The 26,758-nt window shown below is 60.2% G+C and carries 25 protein-coding genes and 1 pseudogene; 21 read left to right on the top strand and 5 right to left on the bottom strand.

The features are described from left to right. Positions 1–29 precede the first annotated feature (29 nt). The 3 genes from coaA to mscL all read left to right on the top strand — a co-directional run bounded on the left by coaA (position 30) and on the right by mscL (position 2,385). Positions 30–1,025 carry a type I pantothenate kinase gene (gene coaA / locus QF050_RS10180; RefSeq protein WP_308930324.1) on the top strand — a complete coding sequence of 332 codons (996 nt, stop codon included), beginning with the start codon at positions 30–32 and terminating at the stop codon, positions 1,023–1,025. Between the two features lie 5 nt (positions 1,026–1,030). Continuing rightward, a complete protein-coding gene (locus QF050_RS10175) occupies positions 1,031–1,891 on the top strand; it encodes a M15 family metallopeptidase (RefSeq protein WP_308930323.1) in 861 nt (286 codons plus the stop codon). A 92-nt stretch (positions 1,892–1,983) separates the two neighbouring features. After that, positions 1,984–2,385, top strand: a complete 402-nt coding sequence (gene mscL, locus QF050_RS10170; protein WP_308930322.1) for a large conductance mechanosensitive channel protein MscL — start codon at positions 1,984–1,986, stop codon at positions 2,383–2,385. Positions 2,386–2,459: 74 nt separating this feature from the next. On the opposite strand, the pseudogene glmM reads toward mscL, so the two are convergent. Next, positions 2,460–3,822 (bottom strand): annotated as a pseudogene (gene glmM, locus QF050_RS10165) (phosphoglucosamine mutase). Between the two features lie 96 nt (positions 3,823–3,918). Then, the gene (locus QF050_RS10160; RefSeq protein WP_308930321.1) at positions 3,919–5,052 is read right to left on the bottom strand and encodes an acyltransferase; all 1,134 of its coding nucleotides are present in this window, start codon (positions 5,050–5,052) and stop codon (positions 3,919–3,921) included. A gap of 295 nt (positions 5,053–5,347) precedes the next feature. Between QF050_RS10160 and QF050_RS10155 the strand changes: the two genes are divergently transcribed. Further along, the gene (locus tag QF050_RS10155; protein WP_308930320.1) at positions 5,348–6,586 is read left to right on the top strand and encodes a bifunctional glycosyltransferase family 2/GtrA family protein; all 1,239 of its coding nucleotides are present in this window, start codon (positions 5,348–5,350) and stop codon (positions 6,584–6,586) included. After that, entirely contained in the window at positions 6,583–8,499 is a 1,917-nt protein-coding gene (locus QF050_RS10150; RefSeq protein ID WP_308930319.1) for a glycosyltransferase family 39 protein, read from the top strand. The genes QF050_RS10155 and QF050_RS10150 overlap by 4 nt, the downstream gene beginning before the upstream one ends. A 68-nt stretch (positions 8,500–8,567) precedes the next feature. On the opposite strand, the gene rpsI is transcribed toward QF050_RS10150, so the two are convergent. Both rpsI and rplM read right to left on the bottom strand, forming a co-directional pair. Further along, the gene (gene rpsI / locus QF050_RS10145) at positions 8,568–9,071 is read right to left on the bottom strand and encodes a 30S ribosomal protein S9 (RefSeq protein WP_308930318.1); all 504 of its coding nucleotides are present in this window, start codon (positions 9,069–9,071) and stop codon (positions 8,568–8,570) included. A 38-nt stretch (positions 9,072–9,109) separates the two neighbouring features. After that, entirely contained in the window at positions 9,110–9,553 is a 444-nt protein-coding gene (rplM, locus tag QF050_RS10140; RefSeq protein ID WP_015937805.1) for a 50S ribosomal protein L13, read from the bottom strand. A gap of 375 nt (positions 9,554–9,928) precedes the next feature. Here rplM and QF050_RS10135 point away from each other — a divergent pair, with 375 nt between their 5' ends. The 11 genes from QF050_RS10135 (at position 9,929) to QF050_RS10090 (ending at position 19,834) form a co-directional block, all read left to right on the top strand. Further along, the gene (locus QF050_RS10135) at positions 9,929–10,600 is read left to right on the top strand and encodes an A24 family peptidase (protein ID WP_308930317.1); all 672 of its coding nucleotides are present in this window, start codon (positions 9,929–9,931) and stop codon (positions 10,598–10,600) included. 193 nt (positions 10,601–10,793) lie between these two features. Further along, a complete protein-coding gene (locus tag QF050_RS10130) occupies positions 10,794–10,985 on the top strand; it encodes a Flp family type IVb pilin (protein WP_134163718.1) in 192 nt (63 codons plus the stop codon). 31 nt (positions 10,986–11,016) lie between these two features. Continuing rightward, positions 11,017–11,208, top strand: a complete 192-nt coding sequence (locus tag QF050_RS10125) for a Flp family type IVb pilin (protein WP_308930316.1) — start codon at positions 11,017–11,019, stop codon at positions 11,206–11,208. Positions 11,209–11,388: 180 nt separating this feature from the next. Beyond that, on the top strand, positions 11,389–11,712 hold the full coding sequence (locus QF050_RS20335; protein ID WP_374121519.1) for a TadE/TadG family type IV pilus assembly protein: 324 nt from the start codon (positions 11,389–11,391) through the stop codon (positions 11,710–11,712). A gap of 105 nt (positions 11,713–11,817) precedes the next feature. After that, positions 11,818–12,837, top strand: coding sequence for a pilus assembly protein TadG-related protein (locus tag QF050_RS10120; RefSeq protein ID WP_308930315.1), 1,020 nt, complete (start codon positions 11,818–11,820; stop codon positions 12,835–12,837). A 20-nt stretch (positions 12,838–12,857) separates the two neighbouring features. Further along, complete coding sequence (gene cpaB, locus QF050_RS10115; RefSeq protein ID WP_308930314.1) at positions 12,858–13,601, top strand: Flp pilus assembly protein CpaB; 744 nt, start codon at positions 12,858–12,860, stop codon at positions 13,599–13,601. Continuing rightward, the gene (locus QF050_RS10110) at positions 13,598–14,794 is read left to right on the top strand and encodes an AAA family ATPase (protein ID WP_308930313.1); all 1,197 of its coding nucleotides are present in this window, start codon (positions 13,598–13,600) and stop codon (positions 14,792–14,794) included. The genes cpaB and QF050_RS10110 overlap by 4 nt, the downstream gene beginning before the upstream one ends. A 92-nt stretch (positions 14,795–14,886) precedes the next feature. Further along, entirely contained in the window at positions 14,887–16,227 is a 1,341-nt protein-coding gene (locus tag QF050_RS10105; protein ID WP_374121518.1) for a CpaF family protein, read from the top strand. A gap of 59 nt (positions 16,228–16,286) precedes the next feature. After that, a complete protein-coding gene (locus QF050_RS10100) occupies positions 16,287–17,054 on the top strand; it encodes a type II secretion system F family protein (protein ID WP_308930311.1) in 768 nt (255 codons plus the stop codon). Positions 17,055–17,182: 128 nt separating this feature from the next. Then, positions 17,183–18,088: a type II secretion system F family protein gene (locus tag QF050_RS10095; RefSeq protein WP_374121517.1), complete on the top strand. Its 906-nt coding sequence runs from the start codon at positions 17,183–17,185 to the stop codon at positions 18,086–18,088. A 273-nt stretch (positions 18,089–18,361) separates the two neighbouring features. Further along, a complete protein-coding gene (locus QF050_RS10090; protein WP_308930309.1) occupies positions 18,362–19,834 on the top strand; it encodes an IS1380 family transposase in 1,473 nt (490 codons plus the stop codon). Between the two features lie 169 nt (positions 19,835–20,003). Here the strand turns inward: QF050_RS10090 and QF050_RS10085 are convergent, their stop codons facing one another. Continuing rightward, complete coding sequence (locus QF050_RS10085) at positions 20,004–22,019, bottom strand: DUF6541 family protein (protein ID WP_308930308.1); 2,016 nt, start codon at positions 22,017–22,019, stop codon at positions 20,004–20,006. A gap of 3 nt (positions 22,020–22,022) precedes the next feature. On the opposite strand from QF050_RS10085, the gene QF050_RS10080 reads away from it, so the two are divergent. From QF050_RS10080 to QF050_RS10060, 5 genes are all read left to right on the top strand, one after another. Beyond that, the gene (locus QF050_RS10080; protein ID WP_308930307.1) at positions 22,023–23,264 is read left to right on the top strand and encodes a bifunctional glycosyltransferase family 2/GtrA family protein; all 1,242 of its coding nucleotides are present in this window, start codon (positions 22,023–22,025) and stop codon (positions 23,262–23,264) included. 209 nt (positions 23,265–23,473) lie between these two features. Continuing rightward, entirely contained in the window at positions 23,474–25,186 is a 1,713-nt protein-coding gene (locus QF050_RS10075; RefSeq protein WP_308930306.1) for a glycosyltransferase family 39 protein, read from the top strand. 212 nt (positions 25,187–25,398) lie between these two features. Next, positions 25,399–25,590, top strand: coding sequence for a Flp family type IVb pilin (locus QF050_RS10070; protein WP_308930305.1), 192 nt, complete (start codon positions 25,399–25,401; stop codon positions 25,588–25,590). 417 nt (positions 25,591–26,007) lie between these two features. Continuing rightward, the gene (locus tag QF050_RS10065; RefSeq protein WP_308930304.1) at positions 26,008–26,199 is read left to right on the top strand and encodes a Flp family type IVb pilin; all 192 of its coding nucleotides are present in this window, start codon (positions 26,008–26,010) and stop codon (positions 26,197–26,199) included. Between the two features lie 283 nt (positions 26,200–26,482). After that, on the top strand, positions 26,483–26,674 hold the full coding sequence (locus QF050_RS10060) for a Flp family type IVb pilin (RefSeq protein WP_308930303.1): 192 nt from the start codon (positions 26,483–26,485) through the stop codon (positions 26,672–26,674). Positions 26,675–26,758: the final 84 nt, after the last annotated feature.

Below are 26,758 nucleotides of genomic sequence, written 5' to 3'. Positions count from 1 at the left end.
GCCGCGCTGAACAGGACCGTCATTTCGCGATGTGCCGGGCGCGGGGCAGAATCTTTAGCGTGACTTCGCAACGCAATGAAGCGAACGGGGAGGGTGCCTCGCCGTTCGTGGAGCTGGACCGGCATACCTGGTCCCGCCTCGCAGCCCAGATGGAACAGCCCCTTAATGAAGAGGATGTGCTGCGCCTTCGCGGGCTCGGTGATCCCTTGGACATCAACGAGGTCAGGGATGTCTACCTGCCCCTGTCACGGCTCCTGCACCTGTATGTGGAGGCAGCCGGCCAGCTGCACGCAGCCACCACCACGTTCCTGGGTGAACAGACCCAGCGCACCCCCTTTGTCATCGGCGTGGCCGGGTCCGTTGCGGTGGGCAAGTCGACGATCGCCCGCGTGCTGCGCGAGATGTTGCGCCGCTGGCCAGGTACCCCCAACGTGGAACTGATTACCACCGACGGTTTCCTGTATCCCCTGGCCGAGCTCAAGCGCCGGCAGCTGCTGGACCGGAAGGGGTTCCCCGAGTCCTACGACCGCCGGGCGCTCCTGCGCTTCGTAAGCGAAATCAAGGGCGGCGCCGAGGAAGTACGGGCACCCTGGTACTCCCACGTCACCTACGACATCGTGCCGGAAAAGGAAGTGGTGGTACGCCGGCCGGACGTGCTGATTGTGGAGGGGCTGAACGTGCTGGCCCCTGCCCGGCCACGGCATGACGGACGCCAGGGGCTGGCGCTGAGCGACTTCTTCGACTTTTCCATCTACGTCGACGCCAAGACTTCCTACATCGAGGAGTGGTACGTGGACCGGTTCCGGAAACTGAGGAGCACGGCGTTCGCGCAGCCGGAGTCCTACTTCCACCGTTACGCCACCCTGTCCGATGAGGAAGCCGAGAGCACCGCGCGCGACATCTGGAAGCGGATCAATGAGCCCAACCTGGAAGAGAACGTCCTGCCCACCAGGGGGCGGGCGCAGTTGGTGCTGACCAAAGAGGCAGACCATTCCATCCGCCGCATGCTGCTGCGGAAGGTCTAGCACACGTGTGCTACCAATGCGGATCGGCCACACGCCGCAGCTTCGCCCGGTTCCTCGCGGCGGGGGCCGGGCTGACTGTCCTGGCAGCCTGCACGCCGGAGGCACCTCCGGCTGCGCCGTCGTCGTCCGCTGCTCTTTCCTCCGCTTCGCCGTCCCCCGCTGCCCCCACCGCGTCGGCCGGCCCGACGGCGGAGGCGGCCACGGTGGGCCAGTCGCCGGAAACACAGTCCCCCACGCCGTCGCCGTCCGCAACGTTAGCGCGGCAGTTTTCGCTTGACGACCCGGCCAGCCAGTGGGTCATCGTGAACAAGCACAGGCCCCTGAAGCCGGCGGACTACGTGCCGGCTGATCTGGCGCGTCCGGACGTCGCCATTTCCGCCTCGGGTGAAGCGGCACTGCTGAACAGCACGACGGCGGCAGCCGCCGAGGCGATGTTCGCGGCTGCCGCGCGGGACGGCGTGGCGATGGTCCTGGCCAGCGGCTACCGCTCGTACAGCACGCAGGTGACCACCTACAACGGGTACGTCGCCGCACGCGGGCAAGCCGACGCCGACACCGCCAGTGCGCGGCCCGGCCACTCCGAGCACCAGACGGGGTGGGCCTTCGACATCGGGGACGGCGGCGGGGCCTGCAGCTTCCAGCCGTGTTTCGCCGACCAGCCGGCGGCCGCCTGGGCGAAGGCGAACGCCTACCGGTTCGGATTCGTGGTCCGTTATCCGTGGATGCTGCACCCCATCACGGGCTACTACTACGAGCCGTGGCACCTCCGGTTCGTGGGGGTTGAGGCGGCCACGGACATGGTGAACCGGGGCATCGGCACACTGGAGGAATACTTCGGCTTGGAAGCGGCGCCAGCGTACCTGTGAGCGTGCAGCAGGCGCTTTCCGTTGCTGACACGCAAGGGGAATTTACCTCGGCGTCATCTGGCGGGCTGCTTCCGTGGGCTAGCGTGGTTCCCATGCTGACAGGATTCAAGAACTTCATCATGAAAGGCAACGTCGTTGACCTTGCCGTCGCCGTTGTCATGGGTACTGCGTTCGGGGCAGTGGTCACGGCGATGGTCAACAAGGTGCTCATGCCGTTCATTTCAGGCCTGGTGGGTGCCCCCAACTTCGACAGCTTCGCGAGGGTTGAGCTAAACGGCAACGCCATCGAGTTTGGGATCCTGCTGACGGCAATCGTCAATTTCCTGCTGATTGCGGGCGCCATCTACTTCGTTGTGGTTATGCCGATGAATCACATGATCGAGCGCCGCAACCGGCGGCTGGGCATCGACAAGGATGTGAAGAAGGAGGCCGCGGAGGATCCGCAGGTTGCACTTCTGACCGAGATCCGTGATGCACTGAAGGACCGTGTCTAGGTTTTTCCCTAACCCGCGAGTGGCCCGCTTCCCTTTGGGAGGCGGGCCACTTTTTAGTTGCGGTCTTTTGCCGGTTAGTCGGCGACGAGTTCCAGCGCGAGTTCTGCCCGGACCACTTGTGCCAGGTGTTCGGCGATTGACTGGGCGGTTTCCTCGTCCGCGGCTTCCACCATCACCCGGACCACGGGCTCAGTGCCGGAGGGACGGAGCAGGACGCGGCCGGTGTCACCGAGCGCTGCTTCCGCTGCCCCGACGGCTTGGGCGAGCACGTCATTGTTTCCCACCTTGCTGCGGTCCACGCCCTTGACGTTGATGAGGACCTGCGGGAGCTTGGTCATCACGGTGGCCAGTTCCTTAAGCGGCTTCCCGGTGAGGGCCACCTGCGCGGCGAGCTGCAGGCCGGTGAGGAGGCCGTCACCGGTGGTGGCGTAATCGGAGAAGATCACGTGGCCGGATTGTTCGCCGCCGAGGTTGTACCCGCCGTCGCGCATGCCTTCCAGGACGTAGCGGTCCCCCACCGCGGTTTCCATGATGGTGATGCCGGCGTCACGGAGGGCGAGCTTGAGCCCCAGGTTGCTCATGACGGTGGCTACGAGGACGTCGTCCTTAAGCTTGCCGGATTTCTTGAGCGCTACGGCGAGGATGGCCATGATCTGGTCGCCGTCCACTTCGTTGCCTTCGTGGTCCACGGCCAGGCAGCGGTCGGCGTCGCCGTCGTGGGCGATACCCAGGTCCGCGCCATGCTTGATGACGGCTTCCTTGAGGGGCCCAAGGTGGGTGGAGCCGACGCCGTCGTTGATGTTCAGCCCATCGGGGTCCGCGCCGATGACGATGAGGCGGGCTCCGGCGTCCTTGAAGAGTTGGGGTGAGCAGCCGCTGGCGGCACCGTTGGCGCAGTCGAGGACCACAGTCAGGCCGTCCAGGCGGTGCGGCAGCGTGCCCAGGAGGTGGACGATGTAGCGGTCCTCGGCGTCGGAGAAGCGCTGGATGCGGCCCACGTCGGCGCCGGTGGGGCGGACGGCTTCCTTGCTCATCTGGGCTTCGATGGCGTCCTCGACCTCGTCCGGAAGCTTCTGGCCGCCGCGGGCAAAGAACTTGATGCCGTTGTCCGGCCGCCGGGTTGTGGGACGCTGAAATCATGACGCCAAAGTCGGCATCCAGGTCGGCCACGAGGTACGCCGCGGCGGGGGTAGGTAGCACCCCGGCGTCGTACACGTCGATGCCCGAGCTGGAGAGTCCGGCTTCCACTGCGGCAGCGATGAATTCGCCGCTGGCTCGCGGGTCACGTGCCAGCACGGCGCGCGGGCGGGAGCCGTTGGAGTTGCGGTCATGGCCGAGCACGACGGCGGCCGCCTGGGCCAGTTGCAGGGCCAGCTCAGCTGTCAGCAAGCCGTTGGCCAACCCCCGGACACCATCAGTTCCAAATAATCTAGACACCGGTCAAGTGTAGAGGATGGGGCGTGGAGCTTCGCGGCAGGGTCCTTCCAGGGCAAGTATCAGTGGTTGAAATCAGCATCAGGACACGGAGGTACCCTATGCGGGCGCAACGGTCTTTGCCTGGCCACCCGCTCTACCCGCTATCCGTCTTCCGATCCGAACAGCAAACTGCTGGCTGGGGTTTTCGATTAGCCGGTAAAACACTTCGGCAGCGAGCAAAGATGATGGCACGGCGAGAAGTGCAATTTGGAGACTGTCGCCAGTGTGCAATACGAAAGCCCACGAGACGACTATTGGCTCGTGAACGAGATAGAGACTGAATGATCGAGAGCCCAGCCAATGGAACAGACGGCGATTTGTCCATACTTTTACGTGGCCGTGTCCGAAAAAGATGAATACCACCATGGCTGCCCCAAGCACGCTGGTGGACATCGTGCCGGCCAGGTGTGGGAATAACCAACGGGATGACAGTAGAAAAAGTGATGCAGCAATCAGCAGCCGCCAACTCCAGGATCCAAGTTTGCCAGCCCATCTTTCCAATTCATCGCGATGTCTTGCCATCAGGACGCCGATTCCGAAGATCGGAAGGCAGGCGAGCGCAGCCGACCCGGCTAATTCACCCCCAGCAGTGGCAGCAAGGAGCAGCACTATGCCTGGTAGCCACAGTCGCTTCAACGCAATTGCGGCAACACAGTAGACCGGAAGCGAAAGCGAAAAGACCAATTCCCATCGCAATGACCAGAGCGGGGAATTAAGTTGCCCGGTCCCCAAGACCAGCAACATGTCGCGGAGGGGATAAGGAGCTTCATCGTGGCCGTTCAGCCAGAGACTCAGGCTAGGTCCAGCCGTTCTCGGCGACAACCAGGCAGCTGCCAATGCGAAAACAATCGACGCCCACACGGGCAGGTAGATTCTCAGGGCCCGCTTTGCAAAGTACGATCCCCATCTGGGCTCGTTACCTCCCAAGAACGGGAGGGCGAGAACGAATCCGGAAAGGACAAAGAAAACAAATACTGCGTCCTGTCCCGCCCAAAGCAGCCGGAGAGGCGTCGCGCCAAGCCACCAAACCAGTACATCCGTGGAAGGGGGCACCCCGCCCGCGTCTGTTATGGCAAGGTCTGGAGAACTCAGGAAGCAATGGTGCAACAGCACTACTGTGGCGGCAACACCGCGCAACGCGTCCAATGAGGTGTAGCGCAAAGAGCGGTCCTGGTTCGTGAGCTCACCCATGGGCCTGAACCTACCGATCCTGCCTGTTGCAGCACCCGAGTAGCGAATACCTGTTTCCTGCGGGGCCTGTCTCCACACTTCGAAAGGGCTCCCCCATCGCCAATTCCCGCGAAAGCTGGTGATACACGGGCTCTGCGGTGACCATAAAGCACGCTAGGACGGCCTAGCTGCAGGTCTTGCCAACTACCTGCCATTCGAGCGGCATCCCTCGGGCACTACTTGGCTTCTTTCGGTGAGTACCTGTCTTTGGCCCAGAGCCTCGCCAGCCAGGGGTAAGGGCTCCTACGATCCATGCATGACACCTGGCTATGGGGGCTTGGCGCTCGAAATTGTAGTACCGGTCTTCAATGAGGAGGCGGTACTGGAAAAGAGCATCCGACGGCTCACCGAATACCTGACGAACGAAATGCCGGCGACGTGGAAAGTAACCATTGCCGACAACGCAAGCACCGACCGAACATCTGCGATTGCCACCCGGCTCAGCGAGCGGATGCCGAACGTGAATTATCGGCGCCTGGATGTGAAGGGCCGCGGACATGCACTCAGGGATGCCTGGAGCGCCTCTGACGCCAAGGTCCTCGCATACCTGGACGTCGATCTGTCGACTGACCTCGCGGCTCTTCCTCCATTGGTTGCCCCGCTACTGTCGGGTCATTCGGACATTTCGATCGGCACCAGGCTTGGTCGAGGTTCCCGGGTAAGCCGTGGACCAAAACGGGAGTTCATTTCCCGGACCTACAACTTCCTGCTGCATCAGACGATGCAAGTGCGTTTCTCCGACGCCCAGTGTGGATTCAAAGCGATTCGAGCAGAGGTGGCAAAGCGCCTCCTTCCCCATGTTGAAGACAATGGCTGGTTTTTCGACACTGAGCTGCTGATTATTGCCGAGCGTTCGGGGCTGCGAATCCACGAGATCGCCGTGGACTGGGTGGACGACCCGGACAGTCGGGTGGACATTGTGCAGACAGTCACCGACGATCTCCGTGGCATGGTCCGTGTGGCCGGCTCCCTGGTCAAGGGCGCGATTCCAGTCCAGGCAATCTATGCGGAACTGGGCCGCCGCCCGATGGTCACACCGGGACGTCCGAGCTTTTTCGGACAGGTACTGCGCTTTGGCCTGGTAGGAGCCGTGTCCACGTTGGCATTCGCGCTCCTTTATCTGGTTCTTCAGGGACCATTTGGAGCTCAGGAAGCGAACTTCCTGTCTCTCCTACTGACGGCAGTAGGTAATACCGCAGCCAATCGAAAGTTCACCTTTGGTATTAGCGGGCCAGCAAAGCTGTTTACGCAGCAATTACAAGGATTGATTGTCTTCCTTTTGGCCTGGACCATCACTTCAACGTCGCTCCTTGTACTGCACGCAGCGAACGCCGATGCATTGCCCAGCCTGGAACTTTTGGTGCTGACCGCGGCTAATGTTTTCGCAACGCTCATGAGGTTTGTTTTGCTGCGGCTGTGGGTATTCAGGGAACAGCGCGGAAGCAAGAAGGCATCCCTCGGTTCCCTGCGTCCGGCCGGAGAGGCCCTGCAATGACTAACGCGGCCACACAGCGGTCCGTTGCCGATTCTCTCAGTACTGCGGGTCCAGGGACGAAGGATGATTCCGCGGAGAGGTCCGGACATCGCGAAACGTGGGAACGCACCGCCCTTTGGTCCTTGCTGGCCGTTTCAGCTGTTCTTTACCTGTTCGGCCTCGACCGGAACGGCTGGGCCAACTCCTACTATTCAGCCGCGGTTATGTCCGGAGCCCAGGACTGGACAGCCTTTCTTTTCGGCAGCTCCGATGCGGCAAATGCGATCACCGTCGACAAGCCTCCACTGAGCCTTTGGATTATGTCGCTGTCCGCCCGGCTGTTCGGCCTGAGTTCGTGGAGCATTCTCGTTCCGCAGGCCCTCATGGGGGTTGCAAGCGTCTATCTGCTGTTTCGGATGGTTCGCACCTACACTGACGCAAGAACTGGGCTCCTTGCGGGAGCTTTCCTGGCTGTCACCCCGGTCGCGACGCTGATGTTCCGCTACAACAATCCTGACGCCTTGCTCTGCCTGCTGATGATCGGCATTGCCTGGTCTACCTTGGAGTCCATTAGACGCTCGAAGCTGCGCTGGCTCATGCTTACGGGGGCATTGATCGGTGCAGCCCTACTGACCAAACAACTGCAGGTCGGACTGATTCTTCCCGCCGTAACCTTGGCATATCTTGCCTATGCATCAGGAGCGCTCTGGCGCCGGTTGGCCCATCTTGTCCTTGCGGCAGCCACCTCGCTGGTTAGTGGCGGGTGGTGGTTCCTGCTGGTCCAGCTCACTGATCCGTCAGAGCGGCCCTTCGTAGGCGGGACCAGGCTCAACAACGTGGTTGAGCTGACGTTTGGCTACAACGGATTGGACAGGCTGACGGGGGCCGACGCAAGCCGGACAATGTCGCCAAACACTCAGGCTCTCGCGGAGCAGCTTGACGGAGGCTTTCAGCGTTTTCTTCAACCGCAATTCTCCGGACAGTTCGGCTGGTTCCTTCCCTTCGCCTTGACCGGGTTTGGAATTGCCATCTACTCCATATGGAAAAGGCGCGAAGACCGAAGCAAGCTGGCGTACCTGCTGTTCATGGCGCTCTGGTTTGCCTGCTCAGCCACGGTGCTCGCCTTCATGTCCGGAATCGTGCACCCCTACTATTCGCTGGGCGTTGTTCCCTCGCTTTGTGCGTTGGCTGCTGTCGGTTTCATGAAGCTCGCAGCATGGCGCACCGGCTGGAAACCGCGGATGCTTCTCGCCGCCACGCTCCTTTCCACCATGGTGCTGGTGTTTGCTACCGCATCACGCTCCGCCGCAGACTTTCCGGGCCTCCCCCCGATATTTCTGGGGTTGTGGGCAATAGTTGCAGCCCTGCAACTGGTCCCGGGGAGGAATCCATTCCAAGCGGTGTCATCCGCACTGTTGTTGTTCGCACTCATGCTCGGCCCCGTGATCTGGTCCGTGAACACGATCCTGAGCCCACACGTTGGGGCTGGAGTAGTAGCAGGGCCTAGCCTCCTGGGCATCCGTACCGATCATCCCGACAGACAGCAATTGGGACCTTCTGTGCCGCCGAGCTTTATCGCCGTGATGTTTGGGGATATTCCGAACGCATCCGTACTGCGCAGGCTGGAGAATGCGGGGACTACCACCACATGGGCAACGGCCACCGTAGGCTCTGAGTCGGCCGCAAATTACCAGCTTCAACTGGGGCGCCCTGTGCTGCCCATCGGAGGCTTCGACGGAACTGACCCATTCCCAAGCCTTGAACAATTCACGGCGATGGTAGCCAACAAACGGGTTGGCTCACTGACGATCCAGAACCTGCCGCCGCTGACTCTCGAGGGCCGTGGCGAGTCTGCGCGAATTGTCGATTGGGTAAGGGCGAACTTTCCCAAGGAGACCCTGGATGGGGCAGAGTTCTACGATTTGTCAAAGTAGCGCCTGATTCAGGGCACGCAAAAAGCCCGCCCCGCTGAACAGCGGGACGGGCTTCTGTGTAAGCGGATTTAGCGCTTGGAGTACTGCTGGGCCTTGCGGGCCTTCTTGAGACCGGCCTTCTTGCGCTCGATGACACGGGCGTCGCGGGACAGGTAACCGGCCTTCTTCAGGGTGGCGCGGTTGTTCTCGACGTCGATCTCGTTCAGCGAACGGGCGATGCCGAGGCGCAGGGCGCCGGCCTGGCCGGAGATGCCGCCACCGTGGATGCGGGCGATGACGTCGTAGGCGCCTTCGAGATCAAGGATCTTGAAGGGCTCGTTGACGTCCTGCTGGTGCAGCTTGTTGGGGAAGTAGTTCGCCAGCTCGCGGCCGTTGATGGTCCACTTGCCGGAGCCGGGCACAACGCGGACGCGTGCAACGGCTTCCTTGCGGCGGCCAACAGCTGCGCCAGCTACGGTCAGGGCCGGGCGTTCCTTCTTGGGAGCAGCTTCAGCAGCCGAGCTCTCAGAGGTGTAGCTGGTCAGGTTTTCCTCGGCTTCGACGGCCTCGGTGGTCTCTTCGTTCTGAGCCACGATTCTCCTTGTATAGATAAGTTGTTTGGTGGCCAGGACTACTGGGCGACCTGGGTGATTTCGAAAGTCTTGGGCTGCTGGGCGGCGTGCGGGTGCTCAGCACCGCGGTACACCTTCAGCTTGCCCAGCTGCTGTGCAGCGAGGGAGTTCTTGGGGAGCATGCCCTTGATGGCCTTCTCAACGGCGCGGACCGGGTTGCTTTCCAGCAGTTCCGCGTAGTTGACGGAGGTCAGGCCGCCCGGGTAGCCGGAGTGGCGGTATGCGCGCTTCTGCTCCAGCTTGGCGCCGGTCAGGGCAACCTTCTCAGCGTTGATGATGATGACGAAGTCGCCCATGTCCATGTGGGACGCGAAAGTGGCCTTGTGCTTGCCGCGCAGCAGGATTGCGGTCTGGCTTGCAAGACGACCAAGGACAACGTCGGTGGCGTCAATGACGTGCCACTGGCGGTTGATATCGCCGGGCTTCGGGGTGTACGTACGCACGGTGTTTGCCTCGTTCTTGTTCTGGCGTTCTTGTTTAGGTGTCGCTAGCTCGCGCACCTACTATCTGCGCGCTACCGGAACAGAGGTGAGGGCTCCATGTAACCAGTCATCCTGAGGTTCCGAATGTGCTCGTTGAGTAGTTATCCTGCAACCGGATTCTCAAGCGGGCACGCACCATCGGAATAGGACACGCACAACGACTACCTAGATTAGCGCGTCAGGTGGTTCAGGGTCAAAATGGGGTAGCCGGTGGTTGCCTCATCACCCGCCGGCCCAACCAATGTAGGGGGCGCAGTGGATTCAGCAGGGGGCGGCGGCTCGGCCAGTTGGCTCATGGCCGCCGGCATTGGCCTCTTGGGATGTCTCCTCTCCCCCATGGCTGAGATCCTGATTGCCCGGCTGCTCCCGCGGCTGGGCGGCCTCCCAGCGCTGAGCGTTCGGATTACGACGGCGGCAGTCACCGGCGCCGCATGCGTCGCCTTCGCCTTGCGCTTTGGAAATATAGCGGGACTGCCGGCATTGATACTCCTTGCCGTACTTGGCGTTCAGCTTGCAAGGGTGGATATTGCGTCGCATTTATTGCCCAACCAGCTCGTGTTGATTCTGCTCATCTTCGGCACTTTCCTTTTAGCAGCACCCTTGATATTTGGCCAGCAAGCTGATGGCTTTGTCCGCGCACTCGTTGGTGCCGTCATTTTGTTCGCTGTCTACCTTATTTTGGCGTTGATTTCGCCCGGCGGCATCGGTATGGGTGATGTGAAGCTGGCCGCACCCGTCGGCCTTTACCTGGGGTACCTAGGTTGGAGCCAGCTGCTCTACGGAGGCCTTCTGGGCTTCATCGTCAATGGCCTCACCACGGCTGTACTTCTCAGCGGAAAACGCCGGAATAGAGCGCGCGAAGTGGCACATGGCCCCGCGATGCTTGGGGCGCTTGCCCTCACCGCCCCTCCTTTTCGCATAACGGGTTTCCGTTCCGGCCGGCGCCCCGTGCCCGCCACGCGGCGCATCCATCCGAGTAGTCAAGAGAACACCCGCGTCGTGCCCTAGGTACCTTTCCGGGTATTCGAGTACGTACCTTCAGCGCGCCGCTGAAAAGTCGAGTACCACTACGCATTGTTGCCCGTTGGCGTAAATGACAATCTCTTCTTAGCGAAGTCCAGCCGCTAAGGATTTATGGGGGCAGCTGGAAATTCGTTGAAATACAAATAAATCCAATTTCACCGAATCTAAGGAAAATATAATGACTTCTCTCATGGTCTCGATGATGGCCTTCGTTGCCGGCGTCAAGGATCGCTTCTCTTCCGAAAAGGGCGCAACGGCCGTTGAGTACGGCCTGCTGGTAGCGCTGATTGCGGCAGTCATCGTCGTTGTTGTCGCCACCCTCGGCACTCAGATCAACACCGCGTTCACCACCATCTCCGGCAAGCTCTGACGAGCACGATCCACGCTGGGGGGGGAAAGAAATGTCAGCTCTCATGATCTCGCTTATCGCTCTAGTCTCAGGCGTCAAGAATCGCCTGGAATCAGAGAAGGGCGCTACCGCTGTTGAGTACGGTCTCCTGGTGGCTTTGATCGCCGCCGTGATCATCGTCGTTGTGGCTGCTTTGGGCGGCCAGATCAACACCGCGTTCAATACCGTCTCAGGCCAGCTCTGAAGCAGACCTGGAAACGGGGAGCCCAGGGGCGAGGCGAATAGGTGCAGTCACTCTTCGTCGCCGCTCCTGGGCTCCGTCCATAGTCGAACGGTATCGCCGACACGATCTCCAATTCGCTACGAATCTCATACAGCTCGCCGGCGTCTTGGGCTCCGGCCTCCCAGAATCCTGGTCATCATCATGAGTTCCCTTGTTAAACGCAGATTGCGTCCTCGAGCGAGGGAGGCTGGCGCAGTGGCCGTCGAGTTCGCGTTAGTTCTTCCGCTCTTCCTAGTCCTTGTCCTGGGCATCGGCCGAAATGGGACGGGCATTCAACATCCAGGTCTCACTCAGCGAAGCGGCACGCCAAGCCTCCCGATATGCCGCAGTCCACTGTGCCGACGCCGGCTATATGCCAACAAGCGCCCAAGCAGCAGGAGTAGCTGCTGCGCCATCTGTGGCACTGACAGCCACCAACATCGCTATCGCCTATACGGGCACTGGTACCTGCGCAGATGGCAATGACGTTTCGGTAAGCGTTAGCTACGCAACTTCGTGGATGACCGGTTTTCCTAACCTCATTCCTGGAATGCCGGCGGGCCTCAATATTCAAGGCAAAGGTGTCATGCGATGCGGCGGATGACTTCAAAAGGCTCAGAGCGTGGCGTCGTGGCACCCATGACAGCTCTCCTCATGGTCTTCCTGCTGGGAATGGCGGCCTTTGCCGTCGATGTTGCCACCATGTACTCGGAGCACGCGCAGCTTCAAAACGGCGCCGATGCCTCCGCCCTCGCTATTGCCAACCAATGCTCCAAAGCGGCGACACCCTGCGCTGCCGACCAGGCAGCAGCTGCATCGGGATATGCAAACGGCAACGCCCTGGATGCTCATAGCAATGTAGTCAGTGCTATAGCCGACGCTGGAGCAGGGACCGTGGACGTAACGATTCAGTCGCAGACGGCTGATGGCAGCAGCAACCACTTCTCCCTTCAGTTCGCCAAGGTGATCGGAATCCCGACGGCCGACATCAGCGCTTCGGCACGAGCAAAGTGGGGTTATCCCAGCAGCGGCAGCGGATTCCCGCTCGCGTTCTCGCAAAGCTGCTGGAATCTTGGCCCGGCGACGCCGACCGGCGGTGACGTCCAGAAAATCACGTGGAAGCCTGGGACGCCGTCCTGCACAAACGCGTCAGGTCTGACCATTCCCGGTGGATGGGGATGGCTGGATGACGCATCCACCGATCCATGCACGGCTGTCACCTCAGTGGGAAGCTTCACCACCAGCAATCCCGGCAACAACCCGCCGACGACTTGCCAAACTATCCTGCAGAGCTGGAAGAACACACTCACCGCCGGTGGAGTCGTGAAGGTTACGTTCCCCATTTTTGATACGGCCTCAGGCAGCGGAAACACGGGTGTATTCCACATCGTGGGTTATGCAACTTTCAGCATCATGGGCTGGCATTTCGGAAATGCTTCTGGCCCATACGAATTCCGCGACACTTCGACGGACCCCGGCATGAACGCCAACCTGGCCTGTTCGAGTGGAAATGACCGCTGCATCATCGGCCAATTTGTCGAATACAGCACCTCCATTGGAGGTTCAGGCGGATCAGATTTCGGCACATCAAGTGTCTCACTCACCAAATAGGAACCAAGTTAGGAGTTACATTGAAAACTCGCCTTCTGGGAGGCATCGTTGCGCTCGTGCTCGCTGTTGTAGGCACGCTGCTTCTCGTCTCATACGTCCAAGGTTCTGAAGCCAGGGCCCAAGCCGATCTACAACCCATCGATGTTCTGGTGGTGGATAAGCAGATCCCGCAGGGGTCAACGCTGGACCAGATCAAGTCCGCCGTAAAGCTCACCTCCCTTCCATCCGCGTCCGTTCCAAACGGAGCTTTGAAAAGCCTCGACGGTCTCGACGGCAAAGTCGCATCGGCAGATCTGGTACCGGGAGAACCCCTCCTGGGGGTCCGTCTCGTTGACCCGACAAGCCTGGCAGCTCCAGGATCCGTCCCCGTCCCCGCCGGCATGCAGGAGATATCGGTACAGCTCGACGCGCAGCGGGTGGTCGGCGGACGACTCGCAGCGGGCGACACTGTTGGCGTCGTCGCCTTGTTCGCCGGTGACAACGCAGACGGTGGGACCGCGCAGCAGATCTTCCACAAGGTTCTTGTTACCAGCGTCCAGAGGGCTGCGGCCCAAGGCTCCGCCGGCACTCAAGGGGCCTCCTCTGAGCAAGCAAACACGCAGCTGCCAACGGGCCAATTACTGGTTACGTTCGCCCGGAACGATACCGACTCTCAGAAGATCGCCTTCGCAGCCGAGTTCGGAAAACTGTGGCTGACGAAAGAACCGGCATCAGCCACTGAAAGTGCCGCGAGCATTATCAAGAAAGCCGAGCTGATCAAATGAGCAGGTTTGTTTTGATCACACCGGACAGCGCCTTCGTTCAAAAAACGAAGCAGGCTACGAGCGGACTTCACGGCACACTCCAAACACTCCAGGCAGACTATCTGCCGCCGAGTCCGGACGATATCCTTCGCGCCATCAACGGGGACCCCGCAGAAGTGATCCTTCTCGGACCCGGGCTTCCAACGGACGACGCGATCCGACTGGCGAGTCTGTTTGATCTCCAATTCCCGGAGATCAGCGTAGTCCTGGTAACCAGGGGTGGATCCGACGTTGCCTTGCCCGCCATGCGCGCCGGCATTCGTGACCTGCTTAGTCCAGAGGCCGCAGTCGATGAGATCCGGGCGATGTTGGAAAGGGCCAGCCTGGCATCCGCAGGACGTCGTCGGGGACTGGGAGCATCTGTCACCGAGGCACCTACAGGCAGACGCATCGTCGCTGTCATGTCCCCCAAGGGCGGAGTGGGCAAAACCACGGTGACCACCAACTTGGCCGTGGGCTTGGGCAAAATTGCCCCGACCGGCGTCGTGGTGGTTGACCTGGACCTGCAATTCGGTGATGTTGCGTCCGGCCTGATGCTGGAACCGGAGCGCACTTTGGCTGATGCGGTCACCGGCGCGGCGGTCCAGGACAGCATGGTGCTGAAGTCATACCTGACTCTGCATCCATCGGGCATCTATGCTCTCTGCGCACCCCTGAACCCGGCCCAGGCCGATCAAATCACCGGAGATCAGGTGGGACACCTCATCTCGCAACTGGCCAGCGAGTTTCAATACGTCGTTATCGACACCGCTCCTGGTTTGGGCGAGCACGTACTCGCAACGTTGGATCGTGCTACCGATGCAGTGTGGGTCTGCGGCATGGATATTCCCAGTATCAGGGGCCTGCGAACCGGTTTTCGGATCCTCGACGAGTTGGGCCTTGTACCGGAGAACCGCCACGTCGTGCTTAATTTTGCGGACCGCAGGAGCGGCTTGACGGTACAGGACGTTGAAGCCACGATCGGGTGCCCGGTGGACGTTGTTCTACCCCGCTCACGAGCCGTCCCCTTCTCAACTAACAAAGGCGTGCCACTCCTGCAAGACGGTAGTCGTGATGGAGCAGCGCGTGGCTTGGGCCAGTTAGTAGAGCGTCTTAAGCCTGATTGGAAGGAAAAACAGCACAAGAAACTGCACAGAAGGGCGGTAGTCCAGTGACTTTGGCACGAAGGTTAGAAGCAGCACGGGGAAACGACGAAGCAAAGAACGGTGGTCCCGTTTCGTCACCCGCGGGCCCTTGGCATCCGAACGTGGCACCGGCCGCCGACTCGTTAGCCTCGCCAAGCTACGCCAGCGAACCCAATGAAGCCCTTAGCGCCGTCAAGGACCGCGCCGGCGTTGCCTTATATGAGCGCATGGGCAGCCGGATCACGGACTCGTCCATGGACGACGCCGAACTGCAGCAGTACGTCAAGGATGAGCTGAAAAAGATCATCGAAGAGGAAGACATCCCGCTGACGCTCAGCGAGCGTAACCGCCTGGTTCAGGAGATCATCGACGACGTCCTGGGGCTCGGCCCCCTCGAGAAATTCCTCAAGGACGGCGATATTACCGAGATCATGGTCAATGGCCCGGACAAGATTTATGTCGAACGCCAAGGAAAGCTGGGGCTCACCGGATCCCGGTTCAACGATGAGGACCATCTTCGCAAGGTCATAGAACGGATCGTCACGAAGGTTGGCCGGCGAATTGACGAATCCTCGCCGCTGGTGGATGCCCGCCTCAGCGATGGTTCCCGCGTCAACGCCATCATCCCACCCCTAGCTGTCAGCGGATCATCCCTGACCATCCGCAAGTTTGGCCAGGTACCCCTGACCGTCAACAATCTCATTTCATTGGGATCGATGTCCCCGGAGATTGCGGAGCTCCTGCACGCTTGTGTCCGCGCAAGGCTGAACATCATCGTCTCCGGCGGCACGGGTACAGGTAAGACGACCATGCTCAATGTCCTGTCGTCCTTCCTGCCTTCCGACGAGCGAATTGTCACTATTGAAGACGCGGTGGAACTTCAGTTGCAGCAGGATCACGTTGTCCGGTTGGAAAGCCGCCCGCAAAACATCGAGGGCAAAGGAGAGATCACCATCAGGGATTTGGTACGTAACGCACTGCGTATGCGGCCTGATCGGATTGTGATCGGCGAAGTCCGTGGCGGGGAATCCTTGGACATGCTGCAAGCTATGAATACCGGCCACGACGGCTCGATTTCTACCGTCCACGCCAACTCACCCCGGGACGCGATCTCCAGGCTCGAGACCCTGGTCCTCATGGCAGGCATGGATCTTCCGCTCCGTGCGATCCGCGAGCAGATTGCTTCCGCGGTGAACCTGATTGTTCACATTTCCAGGCTTCGGGATGGCTCCCGACGGATTACTCACGTGACCGAAGTCCAAGGCATGGAAGGGGACATCGTCACTCTTCAGGACGCCTTTGTCTTTGATTACAGCGCGGGAGTGGACGCCAACGGGAAGTTCTTGGGCCGCCCGGTACCAACAGGGGTGCGTCCCCGCTTCGTGGATCACTTCGCTGAGCTGGGCATTTCTCTATCTCCCGCTGTTTTCGGCTCTTCGCCTGTGGGCGGTGGCTTCAGGTGACCGTTACAAACCCGGTATTCCTCGCCCTGGGAGTCACACTCTGCTTGGCTGCGGGGGCTGTGCTTTTCCTGGTCACGTTCAAAAGCGCCAGGGGAGAAATAGCAATTTCCCGACGACGCCCCGGCGTGGTCAATGGCCCCACACTGCTGACGCGGGCCACGGATTCGGCTACGTCCTTCCTGGAACGGAATGTCAGTAAGAACGCCCGGTTCGGCAGCAGGGCATCTTTGGAGCAGGCCGGCCTGAAAATGCGCCAGGCAGACTTCCTGTTACTCGTGGCCTGCAGCGCTGTCACTGCCGGCTTCGTTGGCTTCATCCTTGGGGGGCTGCTGCCCGCGCTTCTCTTCATTGTGGCGACACCCCTTTTGGCCATGGTGGTCTTGAACGTGCTGTCTTCCCGACGTCGTGCCAAGTTTGAGGCTCAGTTGGGTGACACCCTGCAGATGCTCTCAGGCGGCCTGCGTGCCGGCCACAGTCTCTTGCGTTCTGTTGACGCGGTGGCCAAGGAAGCGGACGCTCCCACTTCCGAAGAGTTCGCCAGGCTGGTCAACGAAAACAGGCTCGGACGGGATCTCAGGGACTCAATGCTCGACGCGGCACATCGGCTGCGCAGCGAGGACTTTGAATGGGTGGGGCAGGCAATCGAAATCCATCGCGAAGTGGGCGGCGACCTGGCGGAAGTCCTTGACCAGGTAGGGGAAACCATCAGGGAACGAAGCCAGATCAAGGGCCAGGTCAAGGCCCTCAGTGCCGAAGGCAAATTGTCCGCATACACTCCTCGTCGCTTTGCCGATCGGCATGTTCCTTTACATGTCGGTGGTCAATAGCTCATACATCGGCACGCTATACACCAACTTGATCGGCTGGATTTTGCTCGGCGTCGCAGTAGTGCTCCTGTGCGTTGGGTCGTTCTGGTTGAGCCGCGTCGTCAAGATCAAGTTCTAGGAGGAAATGAATGACAACCATGGCTTGGCTTATCGTTGGCCTGATCGTGTTCCCTGTTTCTTTTCTGGCGTGGTCGTTCCTCTCCGTGGATCGGAGGGGCGTCGCGGCAGTCCGCAGCAACCTTGGCAAGGGCATCCGCCTGATCGACAGCGGAGTGCCCGGGGCACTTGTTTCCGGGCAGTCTGATTCCAAGCCGGCAATCCCGCTCGGAATGAGGGTTACGCCAAAGGGCTATGTTGCTTGGCTGGATAAACTCCTCAGCCGCGCCGGACGGCCGGCACAGCTGCCCCTTCCGCGGCTCCTGATAGCCAAACCGGTCTTGGCGCTCCTCGTCGCGGTTCTAGGAATCCTCTTCATCAGCAACAATGTGACGCCCTCTGCCTCGCTGTTCGTGGTGCTGGCCGCCGCACTCGCCTATTTCGTCCCCGACATCCTGATTCATGGCAGGGGCGCGGAACGCCAAAAGGCAATCGAGCTGGAACTACCCAACACCTTGGATCAGATGCTCATTTCGGTTGAGGCAGGCTTGGGCTTTGAAGCTGCAATGGCCCGGGCCGGTCAAAATGGAAAAGGGCCATTGGCTTTTGAACTCATGCGGACCCTGCAGGACATGCAAGTTGGCCGAAGCCGGCGTGAAGCCTACGAGTCCCTGGCCACAAGGACCGACGTACCAGACCTGAGGTCCTTCGTCCGTTCCGTCGTCCAGGCTGACATCTACGGCATCGCCATCGCAAAGGTCCTCAGGACGCAGGCAAAACAAATGAGGATTAAGCGGAGGCAGCGGGCAGAAGAAAAGGCCATGAAACTGCCGGTCAAGGTGCTCTTCCCGTTGATGTTCGCCATCCTGCCGGTGCTGTTCATCGTCATTATTGGCCCGGCGGCAATCAACGTGATGAAGAGCTTCTCTGCCTGGTGACTTTAGTCGGCGCAAGCCACCCAATGCGCTATCCGGCGCCCCCAAAGACCGGACCCCCTCGGCACCCAGAACCGAGGGGGTCCATTGGGCCGTCCAGAGAGGTCCATCTTCCAGTGGCGGTGTAACGACGACGACCCGTCAGCAGAGACTCAGCAGGGCGGGTTCCGCTCCAAATCGGTTTCATGGGGAGGTGCGGCTAGCCCGGGGTTTTCATGGGGCGCTGGGCGCCGGGCGTGTTTAAGCAGGGAAAGGGTGCTCTGAGCTGGGAAAATAGTGGTTGTCGAGACCGTTATTTGCCGAGCTAGGGAGCACCCTTTCGATGTAAAAGTCTACCTTCGTCTTCCCGTCCCTGCCGGTCAGTTTCACCGGCCAGTCGCTGATTTCCCTCGCCGGGGTTTCGGTGCTCACCGGCTTCATGGACGCGCTGGGTTTCGGCAGGCTGTGCGAGGACAGGCTCGGCCAGTTTGTCCCCTCCGGAGCGAAGCACCGTCTGGACGGCTGGTTGGATCTCTGACCGCGATGCTCGCCGCCGGCGCTGAACATGCCTCGGATCTGGACATCTTCCGGTCCTCGCCCGCGCTTTTCGGTCAGCTTCCCTCGAACGCGACAGTGTCCCGGTTCTTCGAACGCACTGTCACGAACCCGGAGCTGTTCGGCTACGGCTTTGAGACCCTCACTCGGGAACTGCGCACCCGGGCCTGGAACGCCGCCGGGGCAACGAACCCGGCACTGGCCGCGACCGCCGCAGACCCGCTCGTGATCGACATCGACGCGACCCTGGTGACCTCACACTCCGATAAGGAAAACGTCGCCGGCACCTACAAACGCGGCTACGGCGTCGCCCCCTTCATCGCTTCCTGTGATTACGGTGCCGGCAACGGCTCCGGAGAGATCCTCGCCGCGGTGCTGCGGCCCGGAAACGCCGGAGCGAACAGCGCCGAGGACCACATCCGGGTCTTCCACACCGCCACAGCCCAACTTCCCGAGAGCTTCTTTACCGCGACCGGGGCCCTGGCCGGGGAGAAAGTGCTGGTCCGGACCGACAGTGCCGGGGCCTCGCGGAAGTTCCTCTGGCACCTGCACCGCCTCGGCGTGCAGTTCACCACCAGCTACACCCTCCCGTTCGGCAAGGCCCACATGGTCGACTGGATCAGCGACAAACAGTACTGGCAACCGGCCCTGGACCAGACCGGGAACGACCGCACCGATGCCTGGGTCATCAACGCCACCGACGTCATCCCGATCACTGACTACCCGCCAGGCACAAAACTGTTCCTGCGCGCCGAGCCGCTGCACCCCGGCGCGCAGCCGAGTCTGCTCGATACCGACGGGCACCGGATCACCGCGTTCCTGACCAACTCACCCCGCTGGCACGGACCCTTCCTGGACGCCAGACACCGCGCCCGGGGACGGTGCGAGAACCGGGTCAAAACCCTGAAAAACACCGGCCTGGGCAAGCTCCCGTTCGACTTCGCCGCGAACCAGGCCTGGGCGAACATTGTCGCCCTGGCCTTCAACCTGGTCTCCTGGCTCCAGCTCGCCGCCCTCCCGGACGGCCACCACGCCAAAGCCTGGGACATCAAACGCTGGCGCTACCGGCTCTTCACAACCGCAGGGAAAATCATCACCCGAGCCCGCCGCACCCAGCTCCTCCTGCCGGAAACAGCGCCCGAGAAAGACCTTCTGAAACTGCTTCTGGAAAACACCAATCGCCTTAGACAACTCCTGCTTGCCCGCTCAGGATGAGCAGTCACCACCCCAGCCCCGACGACCAGCCCCACCACCGGAAGTGGAACCGGCGCCAAACCAGGCGACCCAACAGGCCATACCACGGCGCCCGAAAACAGAAAACAACCGCAGGCCACCGCGCCTGCCCGAGTCCGCAGTCACCACCAGCCATCATGAAAAATCGAGGCTAGAGGTCGCAACCCACGAATCGATACAGGACTGCGGAGCCTTGTTGATCCACCTTGACGAACGCCGGCGAATTCGCTGGAACACTAATGCCCGGAAAATCATTGACTTCGGTTCGCAGCGGATCAATATAGTGGTCACCGAAGTCGAGGAGAAATTGAACATTTTCTCTTTTTGCGGCCGCGCAGGCCTCAGACCCGGGAGTTGCCCTGTTTAGCGTCTCAGCCAACAGTAAACGGTCCGCATTCGAACCGGTATACGCGTGCGGGAAGAGTACCCGTCGATTCGCGATAGCGTATGCCGTAGAACTCCCATCCCAAGGGTTGTTGGCCATCACGGCGCCCTCTGGCACTTCGGAACTAAGCCGTCGCATAATTTTAAGTTCATCGGGGCTCACCAATGGTGAGTCTCCTGATAGAGCGTAGGTGCGTTCCCTCCCTGGCGTCGTTTGCGAATTTGTTGGCCACATTATGGTGGCTGCTGCTACCGCCGTGATGGGAATGGCAACAAGCCATTTAACGCGGAAGCTGGAGGCGACGTTTTCAAAGAACCACGTCGCCGCTAGGCCGACAAATACGGCCCAAAACATCGGCAGGAGGGCGGCGAGCCTGGGCGGGTCCCCGTACCACGCACCAATAACAATTTGCCTCGCGAACGACTGCGGTACCGACGCCGCCACCAGGTAAAGCGCGACGGCGCCTCCGTATGCAGCCAGAAACCACCGTTCGCATGGGCGACCGAACAGGACGGCGGTTCCCAGCAGAGTGAGCGCCGCAAGGCCCCAGCTTACGTCGCCGTGCGTAGGAGCCGCTTCGAGAACACTTCCTACGGCCCCTGGAAAGGTGTCAATCGGATCCCATGTGGTGGTCCAAGGCCGCACACCGGCCCAAACTATCAAGCCAAAGAAGAATGCGCTGGTCCAAAGTGCTATCCACTGCAGGTAAGGAAAAGGGCCGGACCTCACCTGTCTGAGTTTCCGGAAAGAATGCACGGCGGCCATGGCCGTGAAACCCGATGTAAGCCCCACGAGGGCAACCAACGCCGACATGTGAGTGATAACTAATCCCGGCAGTCCGGCAAGGAGTGTTGTGAGGCCTAGGGGCCAAGGAATTGGATCGCGGCCAAATCCAAGTAACGAAGCCCATACCGTCAGCAGGGGAGCCAAGAACGTGACAGCAAGCATGTAGGGGAACAGCGGACCGAAGTCGCTCTTCTGGCTCTGCATGACAGTAAAAGGAAAAGCGAAGAACCCGGCGCTCGCAATACCGGCAGATAGCAAGGCGATCATCTTGGGACCAACAACGACCTTGACCAAGAAAAGTACACCGATCGGCCAAGCTAGGGCTACAACAGCGAAATTTAAGGCGTTCGCTGCCTCAACCACTGGTAACCCGGTTGCCTCAGCGACAAGGGCAGCAAGCGCGTGCCAGATCTGCGGGTAAAACCCTGCGGTCTCCCCCATTAGACCCCTTACAGAGAAGGGTGAACCGTCACGCGAATCGATGATCTGTTGGACGAGGTTAAGGTGAAATGGCGTGTCTATGCCTTGGTTGATGTTGGCCGGATCCTCGACAATCTGGGCATAGCGCAGAGCCAGAAAGATTGCGCTGGCGAGCAGTGCAATCCAGTATGCACGGCCTGCCCTCTCTTCTCCTCGATCCCAAGAGAAGAACTTCGGCCACAGCTTGGCCCCTGCACGGACAAGGACGAGCGCAACTCCGGCGCACACCGCTACCGATACGGTGAACGCGCCCAACTGCCAGTCAACGTGCACCCACCAGCAAACAAGGGTGGACACCGCAACAAGTGATGCCGTCAGGACTGGGGCAAGCGACATCATCCAGATCCGCCGTAACCCCAGCGCCCAGCCAAAAACCAGTCCGGGCAGCAAGAGCACCGCACTGGCGACACCAAAGCCCGGCAGGGCAGCAAGCCAAGAGATCAAGGATTCCCCAAGAAGTTCATCAGTATTCCCCAAGTTTCTACATTCGGCCCCCAAGCCGTCCATAGCATACATAGCATGAAACTTAGCCACGGGGGCCTGGCGCTTGAAATTGTCGTACCGGTCTTCAATGAGGAATCGGTACTCGAAAAAAGCATCACTGAACTCGCAAATTATCTCCATAACGAAATTTCAGTGACGTGGCAGATTACCATCGCCGACAACGCAAGCACTGACAAGACACCAGTGATCGGGGCCAGCCTGGCCGGTCGCATGCCAAACGTCGCTTACCGGCGGCTTGACGTGAAGGGCCGCGGGTGGGCCCTCCGGGACGCCTGGAGTTCTTCCGATGCGGAAGTCTTGGCTTATGTGGACGTGGACCTCTCCACGGACCTTGCGGCGCTTCCGCCACTGGTTGCCCCGTTATTGTCCGGCCACTCGGATATCTCCATTGGCACGAGGCTTGGCCAGAGCTCCCGCGTTAGCCGCGGCCCGCAGCGTGAGTTCATTTCGCGGTCCTACAACTTTCTGCTGAAGCGCACCATGCAGGTTCGATTCTCCGATGCTCAGTGCGGTTTCAAGGCCATCCGGTCTGACGTCGCGAAGAAACTCCTTCCGCATGTTGAGGACAACGGGTGGTTCTTTGACACGGAACTCCTCATCATCGCGGAGCGCTCGGGCCTTCGGATCCACGAGATCCCAGTGGACTGGGTGGACGACCCGGACAGTCGGGTGGACATCATGCAGACTGCAGCTGATGACATTCGCGGACTCATTCGCGTTGCTGGTTCCCTCGTGAAGGGGTCGATTCCCGTCCAAGCGATTTATGCAGAGCTGGGGCGGCGCCCCATGGTTCCACAGTCGAGGCCCAGCTTTTTTGGCCAAGTTATTCGGTTCGGCGTTGTCGGAGCCATCTCAACGGTGGCCTTCGCCCTGCTCTATGTGCTGTTCCAGGAGCCTCTTGGCGCACAGCCGGCCAATTTTCTCGCCCTCCTCCTGACGGCTGTGGGCAATACAGCCGCTAACCGGCGTTTTACATTCGGCATGAACGGCCCGGACAGGCTCTTCACCCAGCAGTTCCAGGGACTTGTTGTCTTTACACTGGCCTGGTCAATAACATCATCATCATTGTTGATATTGCACGCTTCTGCACCGCACTCGTCCTCTACGATGGAGCTCGTGACACTTACCGCGGCCAACATCCTCGCGACACTTATGCGCTTCGTCATGTTGCGCATCTGGGTTTTCCGAGTTCCCAGGACCGACGCAGCAGCTGGCCGCGTTGGGATCTCAGGCGCCCAAACAGCTCGGGCCTCTTGAAGCCCTTAGCACAAGATCCGTCAGACCCCTCTGAGCTTCTAGCGCGGGGGCTTCGAGTGCGCAAAAACGCCCGGGAGCCATACCCACCACACTTGGGCCGCCGGCGGGAAACTTGGATGTTGTGGGCCCTGTTGGCCCTAACCGCTGTGCTCTATCTTTGGGGCCTGGATAGAAACGGATGGGCCAATTCGTACTATTCTGCAGCAGCCATGGCAGGCTCACAGGATTGGACGGCATTCTTCTTTTCCTCCTCGGATCCAGGCAACGCCATTAGCGTCGACAAGCCTCCGCTCAGCCTCTGGGTAATGTCGGCTTCCGTCCGGGCTTTCGGTCTGAGCCCCTGGAGCATCCTGGTGCCGCAGGCACTGATGGGAGTTACCAGTGTCTACCTGCTGTACCGGATGGTTCGCACTTATGTCGGGAGCGCCGCGGGGCTCCTCGCAGCGACGTTTTTCGCCATAACCCCAGTTGCAGCTGTGATGTTCCGCTACAACAATCCAGATGCACTGCTTACCCTGCTGATGATTGGCGTGGCCTATACCGCGTTGGAGTCAATCCGCCGCAACAAGCTTCGGTGGCTGCTTTTAGCCGGCGCGCTCACGGGTGCTGCTCTGCTGACCAAGCAGCTTCAGATCGCACTGGTCCTGCCCGCTGTCGCTGTTACCTATCTTGCCTTTGCCAGCGGGCCGTTACTGAAGCGTATTCTGCACGTCTCGGTCGCCCTGCTAACTGCACTGGTTACCGGCGGCTGGTGGTTTGTCCTGGTCCAAATGGTCCCGGCGGCGAACCGGCCATTCGTCGGAGGATCCCGTCTTAACAGCGCCGTGGAATTGAGCTTGGGCTACAACGGTCTGGACCGCCTTACCGGTGAGGACGCCACCCGGACGATGTCTCCCAGCATGGAGAGCCTTGCGGAAAAACTGGATCCAGGCTTTCAGCGATTCCTTCAACCGCAGTTCTCGGGCCAGTTCGGCTGGTTCCTGCCTCTGGCCGTAGCAGGAATGTGCATTGCCCTCTGGCACATCAAGCGGCAGAGCGGTAGCCAACGATATCGGGCTTTCCTCAGTCTGTGTGTTCTTTGGTTTCTCTGCTCCTCAACGGTGTTGGCGTTCATGTCCGGGATTGTCCATCCGTATTACTGCCTAACTGTTGTACCACCGCTATGCTGCCTCGCAGGGACCGGCCTGCTGCACTTATACAGGCTTATTGAACGGCGAAACGCACGCTGGATGCTGGTTGGAACGCTCTTGGTAACAATGGTTCTGGCCTTCCTCTCCGCGAGTCGCTCAACGGCTGATTTCCCGCTAGGTCCTTTGGTGGCACTCCTGGTCTGGTCCGTGGCCATCACCTTCCTGGTGGTCCCACCTCCATTTCCAGCCCTCCGGAAAGTGACAAGAGGACTTTTGGCAGTGGCGCTATTGGTCGGTCCTTTTGTTTGGTCCATTAATACAGTTCTGAGTCCACATGAGGGTGCAGGTGTCGTGGCTGGTCCCAGTATCCTCGGCATACGCACGGATCATCCCGACCGTCAGCAGATGGGTCCCGATGTGCCAGCTAGTTTCATGGCGGTAATGTTCGGCAACCTGCCGGAATCCGGAATCGTTTCGCGCCTTCGCGCCACTCCGTCCAGTAGCAAATGGTCGGCGGCCATGGTGGGGTCGGAGACAGCCGCTAACTACCAGTTGGCCAGCATGCGACCGGTGCTGCCTCTGGGCGGTTTTGACGGCACCGATCCCTTCCCAACCTTGGAGCAGTTTCAGCGTATGGTCACCGACCATCAGGTGGCCTGTGTAGTGGTTCAGGATCTGCCGCCGCTTACCCTAGAAGGCCGCGGAGAGTCGGCAAGAATCGTGGACTGGGTAAAAGCCCATTATCGGGGCGAACAAATCGGGAGTGCCCAGTATTACAATCTGCTGCCTTAACGGGGGAAAGATTGTATTGGAGGCACGGCTTTTGTCCTTTTGGGACTGAGCCGATATCGCCTGGTCTGCTGGGTAATTGCGCAGGAAAAGTGCAGCTTGAAAAGCCTTTGCGCAGGATGCGCCAAGATACGGGCCGGAGCGCGGAACGCGTTGCTAACTTCGTCTTAGTGCTGGTGCAGGGCCAGCCAAACCTACTCGCTCAGGAGCTCATAATGCTGTCTCTCATCGCCACTTTCCAGACCCTCGGCCTCAACCTCAAGAACCGCCTCCACGACGAAAAGGGCGCAACAGCTGTCGAATACGGCATCATGGTCGGACTCATCGCAGTCGTCATCATCGTCGCCGTAAGCACCTTGGGCGGCCAGCTGAACACCATGTTCACCGGCGTCACCGCGAAGCTCTAGCTCGGACGAATGGGCTGGGACTGTCTGCTCGACGTCGCCGAAACCACCCCGTCGAAGCGACCGAAGCGGAGAATCCGTTGCGTTGCACACCTGTACTTGCGCAGGACCTTCGACCAGGAAACAGGTTCCCGCGACGAGAACGGTCCAGGCGCGGTTCCGCAGGGCGTACGCCGGCGTGACCGCAACAACAGCGGGTACAGCAGAGAACACATCCATTCCCGGTGCCCGCTTCGCCTTCCCAATCTTCAGGCCTTCCGGTTTCGCAGGGTTTTCCACGTAATTGCGCAGGAAAGGTACACCTTGAAAAGCCTTTGCACAGGATCCTGCAAGACCCGGTCAACACCGCATCAAGCCTTGCTAACTTCGTCTTAGTGCTGGTGCAGGGCCAGCCAAAAACCACTCGCTCAGGAGTTCATAATGCTTTCTCTCATCGCCACCCTTCAGACCCTCGGCTTCAACCTCAAGAACCGCCTCCACGACGAAAAGGGCGCAACAGCTGTCGAATACGGCATCATGGTCGGACTGATCGCAGTCGTCATCATCGTCGCCGTAAGCACCTTGGGTGGCCAGCTGAACACCATGTTCACCGGCGTCACAGCCAAGCTCTAGCTCGGACGAAAAGGCTGGGGCTTCCGCAGGGCGTACGCCGGCGTGACCGCAACAACAGCGGATACAGCAGAGAACGCATCCATTCCCGGCGCCCGCTTCGCCTTCCCAATCTGCAGGCCTTCCGATTTCGCAGGGATTTCCACGTAATCGCGCGGAAAAGGTACACCTTGAAAAGCCTTCGCACACGATCCTGCAAGACCCGGTCAACACCGCATCAGGCCTTGCAAACTTCGTCATAGTGCTGGTGCAGGGCCAGCCAAACCTACTCGCTCAGGAGTTCATAATGCTGTCTCTCATCGCCGCCCTCCAGACCCTTGGCCTCAACCTCAAGAACCGCCTCCACGACGAAAAGGGCGCAACAGCTGTCGAATACGGCATCATGGTCGGACTCATCGCAGTCGTCATCATCGTCGCTGTAAGCACCTTGGGTGGCCAACTGAACACCATGTTCACCGGCGTCACAGCCAATCTCTGAAGCCGGCCCCTTTAGCAAGACCCCGAGGCCCATCACGGCGGGCTGTTTGTGCGGTGCAGCTCAACTGCACCGCACAAACTGTTT

The organism is Arthrobacter sp. SLBN-112 (assembly GCF_030944625.1).
Classification (GTDB): domain Bacteria; phylum Actinomycetota; class Actinomycetes; order Actinomycetales; family Micrococcaceae; genus Arthrobacter.
The sequence above is the reverse complement of the archived record's forward strand: the minus strand, read 5'-3'. Positions and strand labels throughout refer to the sequence as shown.